15 protein-coding genes are annotated in these 14835 nt (G+C 69.8%); 4 read left to right on the top strand and 11 right to left on the bottom strand.

Annotated features, from left to right (window positions below; genetic code table 11):
- Positions 1-376: 376 nt before the first annotated feature.
- The 5 genes from ACQEVU_RS49625 to ACQEVU_RS49645 all read right to left on the bottom strand — a co-directional run bounded on the left by ACQEVU_RS49625 (position 377) and on the right by ACQEVU_RS49645 (position 6536).
- Positions 377-958, bottom strand: coding sequence for a DsbA family protein (locus ACQEVU_RS49625; protein ID WP_433337270.1), 582 nt, complete (start codon positions 956-958; stop codon positions 377-379).
- 70 nt (positions 959-1028) lie between these two features.
- Positions 1029-1433: a hypothetical protein gene (locus ACQEVU_RS49630; RefSeq protein ID WP_433337272.1), complete on the bottom strand. Its 405-nt coding sequence runs from the start codon at positions 1431-1433 to the stop codon at positions 1029-1031.
- A gap of 31 nt (positions 1434-1464) precedes the next feature.
- Positions 1465-3834 (bottom strand): immune inhibitor A domain-containing protein, encoded by a 2370-nt coding sequence (locus tag ACQEVU_RS49635; RefSeq protein ID WP_433337274.1) that lies wholly within the window; start codon positions 3832-3834, stop codon positions 1465-1467.
- A gap of 144 nt (positions 3835-3978) precedes the next feature.
- A complete protein-coding gene (locus tag ACQEVU_RS49640) occupies positions 3979-4635 on the bottom strand; it encodes a Crp/Fnr family transcriptional regulator (RefSeq protein ID WP_433337276.1) in 657 nt (218 codons plus the stop codon).
- Complete coding sequence (locus ACQEVU_RS49645; RefSeq protein WP_433337278.1) at positions 4632-6536, bottom strand: adenylate/guanylate cyclase domain-containing protein; 1905 nt, start codon at positions 6534-6536, stop codon at positions 4632-4634. Before ACQEVU_RS49645 ends, ACQEVU_RS49640 begins: the two co-directional genes overlap by 4 nt.
- Positions 6537-6715: 179 nt before the next feature.
- On the opposite strand from ACQEVU_RS49645, the gene ACQEVU_RS49650 reads away from it, so the two are divergent.
- The 3 genes from ACQEVU_RS49650 (at position 6716) to ACQEVU_RS49660 (ending at position 9007) form a co-directional block, all read left to right on the top strand.
- Entirely contained in the window at positions 6716-7378 is a 663-nt protein-coding gene (locus ACQEVU_RS49650; protein ID WP_433337280.1) for a hypothetical protein, read from the top strand.
- Positions 7379-7961: 583 nt separating this feature from the next.
- Entirely contained in the window at positions 7962-8510 is a 549-nt protein-coding gene (locus tag ACQEVU_RS49655) for a DUF6529 family protein (RefSeq protein WP_433339714.1), read from the top strand.
- A gap of 17 nt (positions 8511-8527) precedes the next feature.
- Positions 8528-9007 carry a Rieske (2Fe-2S) protein gene (locus ACQEVU_RS49660; protein ID WP_433337282.1) on the top strand — a complete coding sequence of 160 codons (480 nt, stop codon included), beginning with the start codon at positions 8528-8530 and terminating at the stop codon, positions 9005-9007.
- An 87-nt stretch (positions 9008-9094) separates the two neighbouring features.
- On the opposite strand, the gene ACQEVU_RS49665 is transcribed toward ACQEVU_RS49660, so the two are convergent.
- Genes ACQEVU_RS49665 through ACQEVU_RS49675 form a run of 3 tightly spaced genes read right to left on the bottom strand, consistent with a single transcriptional unit; the run spans position 9095 to position 12320 of the window.
- On the bottom strand, positions 9095-10603 hold the full coding sequence (locus ACQEVU_RS49665; protein WP_433337284.1) for a sensor histidine kinase: 1509 nt from the start codon (positions 10601-10603) through the stop codon (positions 9095-9097).
- Entirely contained in the window at positions 10600-11295 is a 696-nt protein-coding gene (locus tag ACQEVU_RS49670) for a response regulator transcription factor (RefSeq protein ID WP_433337286.1), read from the bottom strand. The genes ACQEVU_RS49665 and ACQEVU_RS49670 overlap by 4 nt, the downstream gene beginning before the upstream one ends.
- A 32-nt stretch (positions 11296-11327) precedes the next feature.
- Positions 11328-12320: a hypothetical protein gene (locus tag ACQEVU_RS49675; RefSeq protein ID WP_433337288.1), complete on the bottom strand. Its 993-nt coding sequence runs from the start codon at positions 12318-12320 to the stop codon at positions 11328-11330.
- A gap of 3 nt (positions 12321-12323) precedes the next feature.
- On the opposite strand from ACQEVU_RS49675, the gene ACQEVU_RS49680 reads away from it, so the two are divergent.
- Positions 12324-12635, top strand: a complete 312-nt coding sequence (locus ACQEVU_RS49680; RefSeq protein ID WP_433337290.1) for a hypothetical protein — start codon at positions 12324-12326, stop codon at positions 12633-12635.
- Between the two features lie 3 nt (positions 12636-12638).
- Here ACQEVU_RS49680 and ACQEVU_RS49685 read toward each other — a convergent pair whose 3' ends face one another.
- From ACQEVU_RS49685 to ACQEVU_RS49695, 3 genes are read right to left on the bottom strand one after another with little or no spacing between them, the layout of a single operon-like run.
- Complete coding sequence (locus tag ACQEVU_RS49685) at positions 12639-12788, bottom strand: hypothetical protein (protein WP_433337292.1); 150 nt, start codon at positions 12786-12788, stop codon at positions 12639-12641.
- A gap of 37 nt (positions 12789-12825) precedes the next feature.
- Positions 12826-13107 (bottom strand): hypothetical protein, encoded by a 282-nt coding sequence (locus ACQEVU_RS49690; RefSeq protein WP_433337294.1) that lies wholly within the window; start codon positions 13105-13107, stop codon positions 12826-12828.
- Between the two features lie 13 nt (positions 13108-13120).
- On the bottom strand, positions 13121-14755 hold the full coding sequence (locus ACQEVU_RS49695; protein WP_433339715.1) for a sodium:solute symporter family protein: 1635 nt from the start codon (positions 14753-14755) through the stop codon (positions 13121-13123).
- Positions 14756-14835 lie beyond the last annotated feature (80 nt).

Genomic DNA, 14835 nt, shown 5'->3' on the forward strand with positions numbered 1-14835 from the left:
CGTTCCACAACAGTTTGGACCCGAAAGACCATGCGGCCCAACGCGAAAGCATGCACTGAGTTGTGGCCATCCGCAACCACCGAAATGCAAATTTGCATTAATCTCGTGTTGCCGATATTGCATAGACGTTGACCGCATCACCGAGCGTGAGGTCTGACTTTTCGGCGCCAGGACACGGTCAGTAACAGCGCCGAGGTGATCTTTTCCGCGCCGGACGGCATTTGACGCCGACCAATTTCGGGGCGATCGTGCGTACGGCAGAAAAGGAATCGGCGGACGATGATCTCATCGCCCGCCGAGCACAACTGGAAGCATCATGGGTAGATAACGTGCGGTAGTCCCGCGAGCCCGCCGCGGTGGCCACCGGCGACCACGGTCAGTAGCCGTCGTGGCGCTGATCGGCACCGACGGCCTCGGCCGCCTCGTCGACGGCCTCGAGGAGCTCGTCGAGCGCGTAGCCGCCGTCGTGCCGGATGCCGTTGACGAAGAAGGTCGGGGTGCCCCCGACGCCGCTGCGCACGCCGCCGACCAGGTCGCGGCGGACGCGGTCGAGGTACAGGTGCGGCCCCACCTCGTCGCCGATCTCGGCCGAAGGCAGCCCGAGCCGCTCGACGCCCACCATCAGCTGGCGCGGATTGATGCTGCGCTGGTTCTCGAAGAGCCAGTCGTGCATCGGCCAGAACGCGTCGCGCCGGGCGGCCGCCTCCACGACCTCGGCGGCGAGGTCCGCATACGGGTGGACGTTGGTCAGGGGGAAGTGCCGGTAGGTGAACCGGATGGTCTCGCGGCGCAGCCGGAGGAGGTCCTGGAGAATCGTGTGGGCCATGGCGCAGTACGGGCACTGGAAGTCTCCGTACTGGACCAGGGACACGGGGGCATCCGCCGGGCCGATCGTGTGGTCCTCGGGGCCCACCGGCACCGCGAGCCGGGGGACCGTGACCTGGAAGGGCGTGGTCATTCTTCTACGGTTCCCCCGCCGACCCGGTGCCGCTTCACCCGGGCGGGGCGCACTTGATCTAGACCGGCCGCTAGACCGGCAGTGCCTGGGAAACCAGCAGCGGACTGCCCGCGCAGCCGGTCTCGCGGTTGGGGTCCGGCACGCCGACGACCTTGGCCTGCTGGCCGTCGCGCAGCGACGCGGCCGGCGGGCCGATCAGGGTCCAGGTGAGCTGGTCGGTGACGAGCTCGGTGCACGCGCCGGTGACCTTGACCCGGCCCTGTGCCGTCACCTGCTGGAAGTCATCGACCGGAGGCTCGGCCTTCGTCGTCTTCGGCACCTTGGAGGGCACGCTGATGCCTTGTTCGGAGGTCGCCGTGCTTGGTTCGGAGGTCGCCGTGCTTGGTGCCGGCGGCACGGCGGTCCGGCTCTTCTCCGCGCAGCCGCCGAGCAGCAGAACGGCCAGGAGGAGGCCCAGGGGCGCTTTCATACCCACTTGGACCTCCTCCGGCCTCGATCGGTTCCCGCTACGCCTTGACCACCACGGTCATGGACGTGCCGTTCTCGAACAGGGCGAGGATCTTGACGCCGTTGTTCGGGACCTTGACGCCGTAGTACGTGCTGGTCGCCGGGTGCTCACGGTAGTAGCTCTGGCTGTCGTCGAACATCGGGTTGCCCCACTGCCCGCCGACCTGGCTCGCCGTGTTGGTCGCGCCGTAGTGCAGGGTGAACGAGTCCGTCCGCTTCATCGAGAACGGCGCGTCGAAGCCCTGGATGCGCGGCCGCCACGGCGTTCCGTCGCCCTTGAGGACGAGGTCGGGGTGCGAGTCGATCGGCAGGATCAGGCCGCCGCCGTGGTGCTGGCTGGTGTTGTTGTCGCGGTACGAGGTGTCCCAGTACGTGACCAGCAGGCCGGTCTGGTACGGGAAGTGCTCGACCCACTGCGGCTTGTCGGCGAACCCGAAGTTATAGGGGCCCGTCTGCATGTAGCGGTCGTACGACTCGTACGTGCGGTGCGAGGCGATGTAGTAGTTGTCGTACTCGGTCACCAACTGGTTGCCGACGACGGTGAAGCCGACCGCGGTCCAGCCGTTGGCGCCCGACTCCGCGCCGTCGGCGAACACCGTGGTGCCGCCGTTGGTGATGGCGATGTCGTCGGCGAAGAAGCCCTGGCCGCCGGCGGCCGGGTCGGTGAAGTACCGGAAACGCAGGCTCACCGTCTTGCCGGCGAACGCCGACAGGTCGAAGGTGGCCGGAACCCAGCCGCCGCTCGTGCCGTCGATGCCGTTGCCCTCGGCCGCCTTGGTGATGGAGCCGGGGATCGCCTTGAAGCCGCCGCCCGAGCCGTCGTCGACCTCGACGTAGGCGTAGTCACAGGCGTCGGGGCCGCAGTCCTCGATGTCCCAGTTGGCCTTGAACGACAGGGTCGTCGTGCCGGACGGGATCGAGACCGTGCGGGTCAGCGAGTTGTCGAGGTTGTTGCCGGAGCCGCTCCACCACGACTTGCTGCCCTCCGGCGGGGCCGGCAGCGGCGTGGCGACCTTCTTCTTCGGCAGGACGACGACGACCGCCTGGTCCTTCTTGCTGTTGTACTCGTGCGGGCCGAGGTCGACGATCTTGGTCTGCCCGGACTGGACCGTCTTGTAGTCCAGCCAGCCCAGCTGCAGCTTGTCCCACGCGCCGAGGTCGGCGGCGCGGGCCGCGATGCCGTTGTCGCTCGGCAGGCTGACCCGGCTCTGGGCCATGATCGTCCACCAGTTCACCGGGTTCTCGGCGTTGCCGCCGGCGCCCGAGGTGTCGTAGTGGTCGGGCAGGCCGAGGTCGTGGCCGTACTCGTGCGCGAACACGCTCAGGCCGCCGTTCTCCGGCTGGATCGTGTAGTCGCGCACCCACAGGCCCGTGGTCCCGATCTGGGTACCGCCGAGCTTGTTGAAGTCCGGCCCGCTGGTGAAGTTCTGGAACGCCGCCCAGCGGTGGCTCCAGATCGCGTCCTCGCCCTGGATCAGGTCACCGTCGGCCTGGTCGCCGCCGGCGTGGACGATCTGGAAGTGGTCGATGTACCCGTCCGGCTCGTTGAAGTTGCCGTCGCCGTCGTAGTCGTACCGGTCCCACTGGTCGTACGAGGCGAGCGTCGCCTTGATCTCGGCGTCGGTCTTGCCCTGGGCGTGCTGCCCCTCGACCCACGCGTTGATCGCGTCCTGGATGAGGTTCCAGGTGTTGCTGCAGACGTTGCTGGCGCACGGGTAGCCGTTGCTGCGTCCGTAGCGGGCCTCGTTGTACGGGACCTTCACCCAGTCGGTGACCATGCCGTCGACGCTGTAGCGGCCGGACGACTGCTTCTCGTAGTACGTCTTGAGCGACTCCGCGCCGTTGCCGGTCGCGAAGTACATGTTCTCGAAGTACTGCTTGCTGAAGTCCTGCTTCCAGATCGTCGAGTTGTCCTTGGTGCGATCCGGCGCCGGGATCTGGTTGTGCAGCGGGCCGTCGAACCGGGCCGGGCCGGGGATGGCCGGGGCCGTGTCCTGGTCCGGGTAGCTCGGGTGGCGCTGGTCGCCGAACTCGGCGAGCACGACGAAGATCTTGTCGGTCTTCTCGCGGCTGAGCTCGACGTACTTGTCGACGTGACCCTTGGTCTTGTTGCCATTGCCGATCTTGACGACCGTGCTCGCCCCGCGCTTCTCCGGTGCGGCCTGGCCCGTCAGGACCTGGGAGAGCGCGACCTCACGAGAATCGCGCCGCTTGTCCTCCAACGGGTTGGGCAACTCGTCCGAGGGGGACGCGGCGTCGACGGATGGTGATTGCTGGGCCGGTACGGCGTGGGCCGCTCCCCCGCCGACAAGCACCCCCATCCCCGACGCAAGCGTGAGACTCAGCAGTCCCACGGTCAACTTACGCACAGGTTCCTCCCTGGTGGGGCGTGTCAACACCGAGGCACCTATGTCGATGCCTCGGTGCACCTGTCGCGAGAGACTAGGGGCTTTCGATGCCCAGTGAAGATCAACTACGGGGTATGCGCATATGTGCAAGGGTCAAGGGAAGGGTTATTGCGCGCGGTCCCGGAGCGCATCAAGATCGTGAATGACGACGTGCAGCCGCCCGGTCTGGATCCAGCCCTCCTCACGCAGCGTGCGCAGGGCCTTTGTCACCGCCTCGCGCGACGACCCGGTCCAGCCGGCGAGCTCGTCCTGCGACAGCGGCAGGCTGATGCGCAGGCCCTCCTCGGTCCGCTCGCCGAACCGCTCGGCCAGCTCGACCAGCCGCGCCGCGACCCGGCCGGTCGTGTCGTAGGCACCGAACTCGATGCGCTTGCGGTCGGCGTCGCGCAGCCGGCGGGTCAGCTCCCGCATGAGCAGGAAGGACACGCGGGCGTGCCCCAGCAGGTACCGCTCGAAGTCGGCCGACGACACGGACAGCGCGGTCACCGGCTCGAGCGCGGTGACGGTCGCGGCCCGGGGCCCGCCGTCGATCGCGGACAGCTCGCCGAGCAGCGCGCCCGGCCCGCGCACGGCGAGCACCACCTCGGTGCCCGACGCCGTGTCGGAGGAGACCTTGACCCGCCCGGACCGCAGCACGATCACGGTCTCGGAGACGCTCGCCTCGCGGAAGATGACCGCGCCACGCTTCCACTGCCGGCGATGCCCGGCGGCCTCGAGGGCCGCCTGCTCGTCGGCGTGCAACAGCTCGAAGAACTCGGTCACACCAGATTCTCTACCGCGTACGCGCGGACTGTCTGTCGGCGACCTTTCACTTCCAGGTCCCCGAGCGGGGTCGCGCTCACCCGGTCGGCGACGGCGTCGTAGGTGGCCCCGCCGATCACCACCTGCCCCGGCTCGGCGATCGTCTGCAGCCGGGCGGCCACGTTGACCGCGTCGCCCATCGCGTTGAACCCGCGCAGCAGCTCGCTGCCGATGTTGCCCACGAGCGCCGGCCCGGTGTTGGCCCCGACGCGGAACCGCGGCCAGTCCGGATGCCCCTCGGCGATGCCGCGCACCGCCTCCTGCATCTGCAGCGCGGCCCGCACCGCCCGCGCCTCGTGGTCCTCCTGCCGCGCCGGCGCGTTGAACAGCGCCAGCAGCGCGTCGCCGACGAACTGCACGATCGTGCCGCCGTTGTCGAGGATGCAGGGCACGGCCACGCCGTGGTACCGGTTGAGCATCTCGACGATGTCGCCCGGCTCGACGGCCTCGGAGAACGTCGTGAACCCGCGCAGGTCGGCGAACAGCGCGGTCACGTCGACGAGCCGCCCGCCGAGCGCGGCCTGGTCCGGATCGGCCAGCAGCGCCGCCGCGACGTCCGGCGACATGTACTGCCGGAACAGCGTGGACAGCTCGCCGTACAGCCGGGCGTTCTCGAGTCCGATCGACAGCTGGTTGGCCAGCGTCTGGCGCAGCTCCGGCCGCGCGGCCTCCGGGATCGTGACCTCGCCGGCGAGCTGCCCCTTGACGGTCAGGGGGAGCGCACCGGGCTTCGACTCCAGCCGTCCGTCGTGGATCAACTCGATTTCGACGGTACCGAATGAGCCTTCCACGGCCGCCCGGGCGCCCCGCAGGAACTCGTCCTCGCCGGCCCCGACCTTCGCCCGCTCGCCCACGGCCACGAGCGCGCCGAGCCGCTCCGACAGCTCGCGCTCGGCCACCAGCGCCGCGGCCGCGCGGTCGAGCACCTCGGCCTGCTTCTCGGTCAGCCCGAACCGCTCGGCCATGCGCGCGGCCAGCCGCTCGGGCGCCGCGCCGGCCTCCGACGCCTGCAGCGCCGTGACCAGCTCCTCGAGCGCGTCCTCGTACTGCCGCCGGATCCGCCGCGTGGTCTCCTTCGCCGCAATGCCGTCGAAGAGCCCGGCGGCACTGCCTTCGCGGCGGTACTGCACGTAGGCCGAGTACCCCACGAACAGAAACGCCGCCGTCAAAATCAGGTGCCACTCCCACCACGACAGGCGCCACTTGTCGGCCAGCGTCACCGCGACCATCGCCTCCGCCAGCAGCGCGAACGCCGTCACGACGGAGATCAGGACGGCGCCCGGCGCCCGGCGGTACAGGATGAAGAATCGGATCGCGGCCGCGACATAGAGCGCCACCGCGACCCAGGCGGCCCAGACCATCGGCCCCTCGACGTCGCGGATCTGGGTCTGGCTCGAAAGCGGCGGCACGTCCAGCAGCGACAACACGATCCACGCGAACAGCACGAGCCCGAGCCCGATGCGCAGACCCAGCTGCCACCGCGTGATCCGCCCCGGCAGGGGCAGCGACGAGGCCACCGCGAGCACCGCGCCGATGATCAGCCCCACGGCCATCGCCTGGTCGAACCCGGCGTTGGGGTGCCCGATCAGCACCCCCGGCGTGGCGAGCGCGTGCGCCAGCAGAAACCCGGCCGCGGCGAGGAACACCAGTGACACGAGGAACAGCCGCCCGTCCCCCCGCCGCCGCGCGGCGACGCTCATCGCACCCCCGACGGCGACGTTGACCGCCGCCACCACGAGCACCAGCCAGAAGTGCGCCTCGTTGTGCTGCCAGATGGCATCGGCCCCCGGCCGGCTGAGCAACAGCCACAGCCCGAGCAACGGCAACGCGAGATGCGCTGCCCATACAACGACGCGTGCCATTGGACCGCTTCCCTTGTCTTTTCGGGGCTTCTTCGGGGTTACACGGCTCTGCTGCGCTTGCCGTTCTGTCGGTTTTGCGCATCGGTCTTCTGCGTCTTTGTGCGCAGACACGCTACGCCAACCTCGGTCTCATAGTCCCGAAGCACCCGAGCGGTGCGACCAACCTGTGGGAGTCACCGATGAAGTTCAAGGCACCGATCATCACGCTCGGCGCCGGCCTGGCCGTCGCCGGCGTGCTGTACGCGATGAACGTCAACCTCAGCAACGACGTGGCGCGCACGCCGACCGCTGCGTCCTCTTCGCCTGGCCCGGCTCTGAGTAGCCCAGCCTTCAGCAGCCCGGCTCCTGTGGCATCCTCGCCCGCCGCTCAGCAGGGCACCATCACCTACGCCGGCGCGGTCGACGGCGGCGCCGCGTCCCTCGGCATCGTCGTCAACAACGGCAAGGCGATCGCGTACGTCTGCGACGGCAACACCGCCGAGGCCTGGCTGGACGGCTCGATGGCCAACGGCGAGGCCCACCTCAACAGCGCCAAGGGCAGCCTCACCGGCACCTACTCCAATGGCCAGGTCAAGGGCACGGTCACGGCCGGCAAGAAGTCCTGGACCTTCACCATCAAGGCGGTCGCCCCGCCGTCCGGCCTGTACCGCTCCCAGGCCGCCCTCCGCAAGAAGCTCGACGCCAGCTGGATCGTCCTGCCCGACGGCCGGCAGATCGGCGTGCAGACCCTGACGGACGGCACCCAGCAGGCGGCCCCGCCCTTCGACCTGAACGCGAAGACGGCCACGGTCGACGGCACCACGGTCGCGATCGAGCCCACCACCCCCGCCACCGGATACTGAGATCAGGAGCCCCGACATGACCGCCCCGATCGACCAGCCCGCCCCGAAGGCGAGCCAGATCCCGGCGCCGTCCCCGGCGGCCTCGGAGGAAGGCACGCCTTCGCCCGGCGGCGTCCAGTTCCCCCCGATCCCGGAGCCCGGCCCGCTTCCCCCTTCAGGCGCGCCGTCGTTCACCCTCCCCCCGCAAACCGACCAGCTCCCGTCTCTCACGGACCGCTTCGACGCTGCGTCGTTGTCGGCGGCGCTCCCCACCCCGGTCGCCTACACGGTCGACCCTCTGACGGACCCGAACGCTCCACCCCCCGTCTTGGGCGCGGCCGCGCCCGGCACGGCCGTTTACGGCGCCGCCGCGCCCGGCACGGCCGTTTACGGCGCCGCCGCGCCCGGCACGGCCGTTTACGGCGCCGCCGCGCCCGGCACGGCCGTTTACGGCGCCGCCGCGCCCGGCACGGCCGTTTACGGCGCCGCCGCGCCCGGCACGGCCGTTTACGGCGCGGCCGCGCCCAGCACGGCCGCCCCTGGCGCGGTCGGCGTGGCCTCACCGGTCGTCGCGGCCGGCCCGGAAGCACCCACGACGCCCACGGTGACCCCACCCAGCCCGAAGACCTTGGCCACCCTCATCGTCCCGTTCCTCGTAGCCTGCCTGGTCGCCGCCGGCCTGGGCGTCTACGGCAAGCTCCACGAGCCGACGGGCGTGGCCGTGAACGTCGCCGGCTTCTCCAGCCCCGCAACGGTCAAGGTCTGGCTGGCCACCCTCGCCTTCGTCCTGGCCGTCGTCCAGCTGTTCACCGCCCTCGTCATGTACGGCAAGATCCAACTCTTCAAGAACGCCAAATGGATCGGCCCCGCCCACCGCTGGTCCGGCCGCCTGGCTTTTCTGGCCTCCATCCCCGTCGCGCTGCACTGCCTCTACGCGCTCGGCTTCGACGACTACAGCACCCGCGTCCTCATCCACTCCCTCCTCGGCTGCTTCTTCTACGGCACCTTCGCCGCAAAGATGCTGATCCTGTCGAAGAAGGGCGTCCCGGGTTGGGCGCTCCCGCTCTTCGGCGGCCTCGTCTTCACCGCGCTGTCCGGCCTGTTCGTCACCTCCGCCCTGTGGTTCTTCACCACCTTCGGCTTCAAACTCTGAGAGGAACGAGAAGAACCATGTGCACCCCGTCTCGACGGACCCTGCTGGCCGGCGCCGGCGCGATGGGTCTGACCGCGGCCCTGACCGGCTGCGCGGCGTACGGCGTCGACACCGCTGCCCCTCCGGCCGGCGACAACGCCAAGGGCGGCGCCGGCGGCACCGACGGCGACGGCGCGGCCAGCGGCAACGCGGGCAAGCCCGCCAACGCCGACGGCGGCTTCGCCAAGACCGGCGACATCCCAGTCGGCGGCGGCAAGATCTTCGCCGATCAGAAGATCGTCGTCACCCAGCCCACCGCCGGCACGTTCCGCTGCTTCACCGCCGTGTGCACCCACGCCGGCTGCGTCGTCGGCGAGGTCTCCGACGGCACCATCAACTGCCCCTGCCACGGCAGCCGGTTCAAGGTCGCCGACGGCTCGGTCGCCAACGGCCCGGCCAAGAAGCCCTTGTCCGCAGTCAACATCAAGGTCAACGGCGACTCCATCTCCAGGGCCTGACTCCCCACAGGGTCGACCGCCCGCCGACCGTCCACTCAGGACGGACGGCGGGCGGTCGGCTTTCGTCCAAAGCGACCGGCGCGAGAGCTAGGAGTGCTCGGGGCGGAGCAGGGGGATGGACACGCGGAAGGTGGCGCCCTCGTTGGGGGCCGTGCGCAGGGTCACCCTGCCGCCGTGGGCGGCTACCAGCGCGGCGACGATCGACAGGCCCAGGCCCGAGCCGCCCAAGGCGCGGGTGCGGCTGGGGTCGGTGCGGTAGAAGCGTTCGAAGACTCGCTTCGCGTCCTCTTCCGTCATGCCGGGGCCGTTGTCGGAGACCTCCAGGATGGCGTTGTCGGACTCGGTGCCCACGAAGACCGTTACCTCGGTGCCGGGTGGGGTGTGGCTCAGGGCGTTGGACAGCAGGTTCTGGAGGACCTGGCGCAGGCGGGCCTCGTCGCCCAGTACGACGGCGGGCTCCACGTCGGCCTCGTCGTCCTCGCTGCTCGGGGTGCGCAGGCGGAGGCGGTGGTCGGTTGCGGTCACGCGGGCGTCGATCAAGGCGTCGGTGGCCAGCGACAGGAGGTCCACGGGGACCTTCTCCAGCGGGCGTTGCTGGTCCATGCGGGCCAGGAGCAGCAGGTCATCCACGAGGAGGCCCATGCGGGTGGCGTGGTGCTCGATGCGGCCGATGTTCTCGTCGCCCCGGCCGGACTGGCGGTGGAGCTCGGCGAAGCCGCGGATCGTGGTGAGCGGGGTGCGCAGCTCGTGGGAGGCGTCGGCGACGAAGCGGCGCATGCGCTCCTCCGAGGCGCGGGCCGCCTCCTCCGAGGCTCGGCGCTCGTCGAAGGCCGTCTCGATCTGGCCGAGCATGGTGTTGAGGGCCTGGGACAGGCCGCCCACCTCGGTGCGGGGGTCGGCCTCGGGGACGCGGCGGCTCAGGTCGCCGGCCGCGATCGCCTCGGCGGTCTCCTCGACCTCGACGAGGGGGCGGAGGCTGGAGCGGACGAGAAGGTACGCCACGACGGCCAGGACGAGGAGCACGAAGCCGCCGATGGTCGCGCTCGTCCAGACCTGGCGGCTGACCGTGGCGTCGACCTCGTCGAGGCTGATGGCGACGACCAGCGGCTGCTGCACCTGCTGGCGGCGATCGCCAGGGAATCCGCGGGGCGCCGGCATCGTCGTCACGGCGTAGAGGACCCGCCACTGGTGGCCGTTGCCGCTCACGGGCTCCACGGTGTCGTAGAGGCCGATGGTGTCGCGGTTGAGCTGGGCGAAGGTCTCGACGTTGACCGAGCTCGGAAGGGCCGGTGGCTGCTGGGCAGTATCGGTCGGATAGAGCCGGCCGCGGAGGAATGCGCCGTTCCCGCTGTCGATGCAGGCGAGGTACTGGCCGCTGCGCTGCTGCAGCTGGGGGCCCCCGCCATTCATGTCGCCCGAGGGGTTGCTACATCTGGCGGCGGCGTTGCCGACGCTGGCCAGGAGCTGGTCGTCGACCCGGTTGAGGAGATAGTCGCGGGTGCTGTAGACGCCCGCCGTGCCGGTGGTTACCAGGGCCGCCGCCAGCAGGACGAGCATCAGGACGACGAGCTTGACGCGGAGCGGCCAGGATTTCATGTGCGTGGCAGACGCAGCGAGTAACCGACGCCGCGCAGGGTCTGCAGCAGACGGGGCTCGGTGGTGTCGATCTTCTTGCGCAGGTAGGAGACGTACGACTCCACGACGCCGGCGTCGCCGCCGAAGTCGTACTGCCACACGTGGTCGAGGATCTGGGCCTTGGACAGGACGCGGCCGGGGTTCGTCATGAAGTACCGCAGGAGCTTGAACTCCGTCGGGGACAGCTGGACCTCGTGGCCCGCCTTGAACACCTCGTGGGTGTCCTCGTCCAGCTCGATGTCGGCGAAGTTCAGGCGCGACGTCTGGGCGGAGGCGCCGCCGGCCGGGTCGGCGACACGGCGCAGGACGGCCTGGATACGGGCCAGGATCTCGGACAGGCTGAACGGCTTGGTGACGTAGTCGTCGCCGCCCAGGGTGAGGCCCTTGATCTTGTCCTCGGTGGCGTCGCGGGCGGTCAGGAACAGCACCGGCACGCGGGTGCCCTCGCCGCGCAGCTTGCGCAGCACATCGAAGCCGTCGAGCTCGGGCATCATGACGTCGAGCAGGATCATGTCGGGGCGGAAGCGGCGGGCCTCCTCCATCGCCTGGCGGCCGCTGGTGGCGCTCGCGACGTCGTAGCCGTGGTACTTCAGGCTCGCGGAGAGCAGTTCGACGATGTCCGGCTCGTCGTCGACCACAAGCAGCCGCGTCATGATTCGCTCCAAATAACGTCAGAATTCCCTCGTCATCTAGAGACTGCCGCCGGTTCCTGACGCTCGGATGCGGTTTGCCTGAAAACCAGCTGTGAACTGGCTGCGCCGGAGGGTAGCAGCAGCGCGAGCAGCACCGGGAACTCGAGATACGCGTGGTACGAGGCGAACGCGCCGTACAGCGCCCGGCCCGAGGCGTAGTCGATCACGAACAGCACGGCGAGCGCGGCGCCGAGGCCGGCGCCGAGGGCCCAGGCGCGCCGGGCCGACAGCCAGGGTGCACGGGTCTCGAAAGCGCGGGCGGCGTCCGGGGCGTGGCGCGGCAGGAAGTACACCCAGACGAAATAGTGCATCGTCTGCAAAAACGCAAAGACGACCAGGAACCGGGCGCCGACGATGGTGGCCGATCCGGGCGGCGCGCTCGCCGCCACGATCCGGGCCGGGTCGCCCGCGAACGCCGCGACGGTCGACGCGGACACGCCGCCGAGCGCGAAGTCCAGCGCCCCGGCCAGCACCAGGGCCGGCACGCCGAGCACCCACGCGACCTGGGTCCAGCGGAACACGGCCGGCCGCCGCAGCCGCCCCGCCCACTCCCACAGGAAGAAGAGCGGCACGACGTTGTGCAAGTGCGCCAAGACCACGAAGTGGTACCCCGGGAAGCCCAGCGACACCGCCGCCGCCACGATCAGCACGAATGCCGCCGCGGCGAGCCGCCAGCCGCGCAGCGCATGGGCGCAGCCGGCCGCGAGCACCGCGTAGCCGACCAGGATCTCCGCGTAGCGGGCGGGCTCGCCGACGACGAGCGCGGCGAGGCGGCACAGGACGATCGCGCTGATCAGGCCGAGCAGCACCGCCAGGAACCGGCCGCGCAGGATGGGTCCGAAGCGCCCGGTGACGTACCGCAGCTCGAGCACGTTGTGCAGCACTCCGAACGCGATCAGCCCGAGCACCGTCGTGGCCAGCGGCGCGCGCAGCGCGATCGAGAGCGCGGCGGCCGCGGCGAGGCCGAAGAGCAGGCTTATCTTCATCGCGTGCTCCGCGCCCTGCTGCTGACCCTGCTGGTCGAGGTCCCGCTGTACACGGCGGCCCTGACCCTGCTGCGGCTGGCCGGCTGGCGGACGGCGATCCTGCTCGGCGTGCTGGTCAACCTGGTGACGCACCCGGCGCTCTGGCTGTTCCTCAACCCGCACCCGGACGCGTGGCGCTTCTGGTCGGCGGAGATCGTCGCGACCGCCGTCGAGTCACTGATCCTGATGAAGGCGATAAAACGCGACAAAGCGCTGCTAGCGGTGATCGCGCTCGGCGCCAACGCCAGCTCGCTGCTCATCGGGCTGCTCACGTAGGGCCTAATAGCGGCTGTTCTTCGTCCGGCGGACGAGCCAGACGATCAGCACGACGAGCGCGGTCACGAAGATCAGGCAGCCCAGGACCAGGACGATCGCGGTGCCCGCCAGGAACGACGGCTCGGGCGCCGCATCCGCCAGCACAAGTTTCATGCCGGAGAGTCTGCGGCGCCCGGGCCGGTTTGGACATCTACTGTTCGACTCGATCGGCCGGCGGAATGTCCGAGGTCTCCGGCGCCTCGGCCGGGCGCAGCCACTGCCACAGCAGGAACAGCAGCCCGAGCACGAGCATCCCGAGCCCGATCCACAGGTTGATCCGCACGCCGGCGGCCTTGTCGATCTCCGCCTGGGAGTCGAAGATGCCGACGATCGTGACGACGACGCCGTACACGGTGAACAGGCCGCCGATGACCCGCCGCACGTCGAAGAGGCGCGCCGCCCGTGCGGTGTCCATCTTGTTCTCGTCGCTCATCGCGGGACCCCCTTCACAGGACCGGCAGGTAGAACAGGACGGCGAGGACGAGCGCGGTCGAGCCGAGCAGGACCGGCGAGCGGTACCACGCGGTGTCCCCGGCCAGGGCGTCGGCGCTCAGGTCGTGGCGGCCGACGCCGTACACGAGGCCCTCCAGCTCGGCTTCGGCCTTCGGGCGGGTCAGCGGGGTGACGATGACGGCGACGATGGCCACCACCACGAACGCGATGCCCGCGCCCCAGAACGACTCGTCCAGGTCGGAGCCGAAGGAGAACCAGCCGAACCACTTGTAGCCGGCGTACACCATGAAGGCCGCCACCGTCCCGGACAACAGCCCCCAGAAGCCGGCCCACGCCGTCATCCGCTTCCAGAACATGCCGATGATGAACGCGGCGAACAGCGGGGCGTTGAACAGGGAGAACAGCGCCTGGATGTAGTCCATGATGTTGCTGTAACCGGCGGCGATGAACGCCGTGCCGATGCCGATCACCACGCCGACGACGGTGATGAGCCGGCCGACCCGCAGGTAGTACCCGTCCGGCTTGTCCTTGGCGACGTACTCCTGCCAGATGTCGTACGTGAACACCGTGTTGAACCCGGACACGTTGGCCGCCATGCCGGCCATGAACGACGCGAGGAGCCCGGTCACGGCGATGCCGAGCACGCCGTTGGGCAGGAAGTCGCGCATCAGCAGGGGGATGGCGTTGTTGTACTGCAGGTCGCCCGACTCGGCGCCGAGCCCCTTCACGGTCACCAGGGCGACCAGGCCGGGGATGACGGTGAGGAACGGGATCACGAGCTTCGGGTAGGCGGCGATGATCGGCGTGCGCCGGGCCGCGCTCATGTTGCGGGCCGACAGGCCGCGCTGGACCTCGGCGAAGTTGGTCGTCCAGTAGCCGAACGACAGCACGAACCCGAGGCCGAAGACGATGCCCCACCAGGGCGCGCCGAGCGGGTTGGCGGAGCCGCCCGTGTTGGACCAGGCGTGCAGCCCGGCGTCGCCGAGCTTGGTGTTGCGCACCGCGTCGAACAGCCCGCCGATGCCGCCCACCTTGACCAGGCCGATGATCGCGATCGGCAGCAGGCCGGCGATGATCACGAAGAACTGCAGCACCTCGTTGTAGATCGCGCTGGAGAGGCCGCCGAGCGTGATGTAGATCAGCACGATGGCGGCGCCGAGCACGATCGCGGTCCACAGTGGCCAGCCGAGCAGCGCCTGCATGATCAGCGCGAGCGCGTACAGGTTGACGCCCGCGATCAGGACCTGGGCCAGGGCGAACGACAACGCGTTGAGCAGGTGCGCGGGGCGGTTGAAGCGCCGGCGCATGAACTCCGGGACGCTGCGCACCTTCGAGCCGTAGTAGAAGGGCATCATCACGATGCCGAGGAAGACCATGGCCGGCACGGCGCCGATCCAGTAGTAGTGGACCGTCATGATGCCGTACTTGGCGCCGTTCGCGGCCATGCCCAGGATCTCGAGGGCGCCGAGGTTGGCGGAGATGAACGCGAGGCCGGTCACCCAGGCCGGCAGCGAGCGGCCGGAGAGGAAGAAGTCCACGCTGTTGCGGATCGAGCGGCGGGCGGCGAGACCCACCCCCAGGACGGTGATGAAGTAGAGCGCCAGCAGGACGTAGTCCAATGCGTCCATCTGCAGGCGCAGCCCATCGGCGAGAGTCTGCACCCATTCCTCCCCTGAACTGGTACGACTGGGGCGTCTGGCACCTACCC

The sequence above is a fragment of the Dactylosporangium sp. CA-139066 genome (assembly GCF_050936175.1).
In the GTDB taxonomy this organism is placed as follows: Bacteria; Actinomycetota; Actinomycetes; order Mycobacteriales; family Micromonosporaceae; genus Dactylosporangium.

What these genes read in the sequence shown, in the direction of transcription:
- ACQEVU_RS49625 (WP_433337270.1), bottom strand. Translation starts at nt 958, where the DNA reads ATGACCACGCCCTTCCAGGTCACGGTCCCCCGGCTCGCGGTGCCGGTG.
- ACQEVU_RS49645 (WP_433337278.1), bottom strand. Translation starts at nt 6,536, where the DNA reads ATGGCACGCGTCGTTGTATGGGCAGCGCATCTCGCGTTGCCGTTGCTC.
- ACQEVU_RS49650 (WP_433337280.1), top strand. Translation starts at nt 6,716, where the DNA reads ATGAAGTTCAAGGCACCGATCATCACGCTCGGCGCCGGCCTGGCCGTC.
- ACQEVU_RS49660 (WP_433337282.1), top strand. Translation starts at nt 8,528, where the DNA reads ATGTGCACCCCGTCTCGACGGACCCTGCTGGCCGGCGCCGGCGCGATG.
- ACQEVU_RS49665 (WP_433337284.1), bottom strand. Translation starts at nt 10,603, where the DNA reads ATGAAATCCTGGCCGCTCCGCGTCAAGCTCGTCGTCCTGATGCTCGTC.
- ACQEVU_RS49670 (WP_433337286.1), bottom strand. Translation starts at nt 11,295, where the DNA reads ATGACGCGGCTGCTTGTGGTCGACGACGAGCCGGACATCGTCGAACTG.
- ACQEVU_RS49675 (WP_433337288.1), bottom strand. Translation starts at nt 12,320, where the DNA reads ATGAAGATAAGCCTGCTCTTCGGCCTCGCCGCGGCCGCCGCGCTCTCG.
- ACQEVU_RS49685 (WP_433337292.1), bottom strand. Translation starts at nt 12,788, where the DNA reads ATGAAACTTGTGCTGGCGGATGCGGCGCCCGAGCCGTCGTTCCTGGCG.
- ACQEVU_RS49690 (WP_433337294.1), bottom strand. Translation starts at nt 13,107, where the DNA reads ATGAGCGACGAGAACAAGATGGACACCGCACGGGCGGCGCGCCTCTTC.
- ACQEVU_RS49695 (WP_433339715.1), bottom strand. Translation starts at nt 14,755, where the DNA reads ATGGACGCATTGGACTACGTCCTGCTGGCGCTCTACTTCATCACCGTC.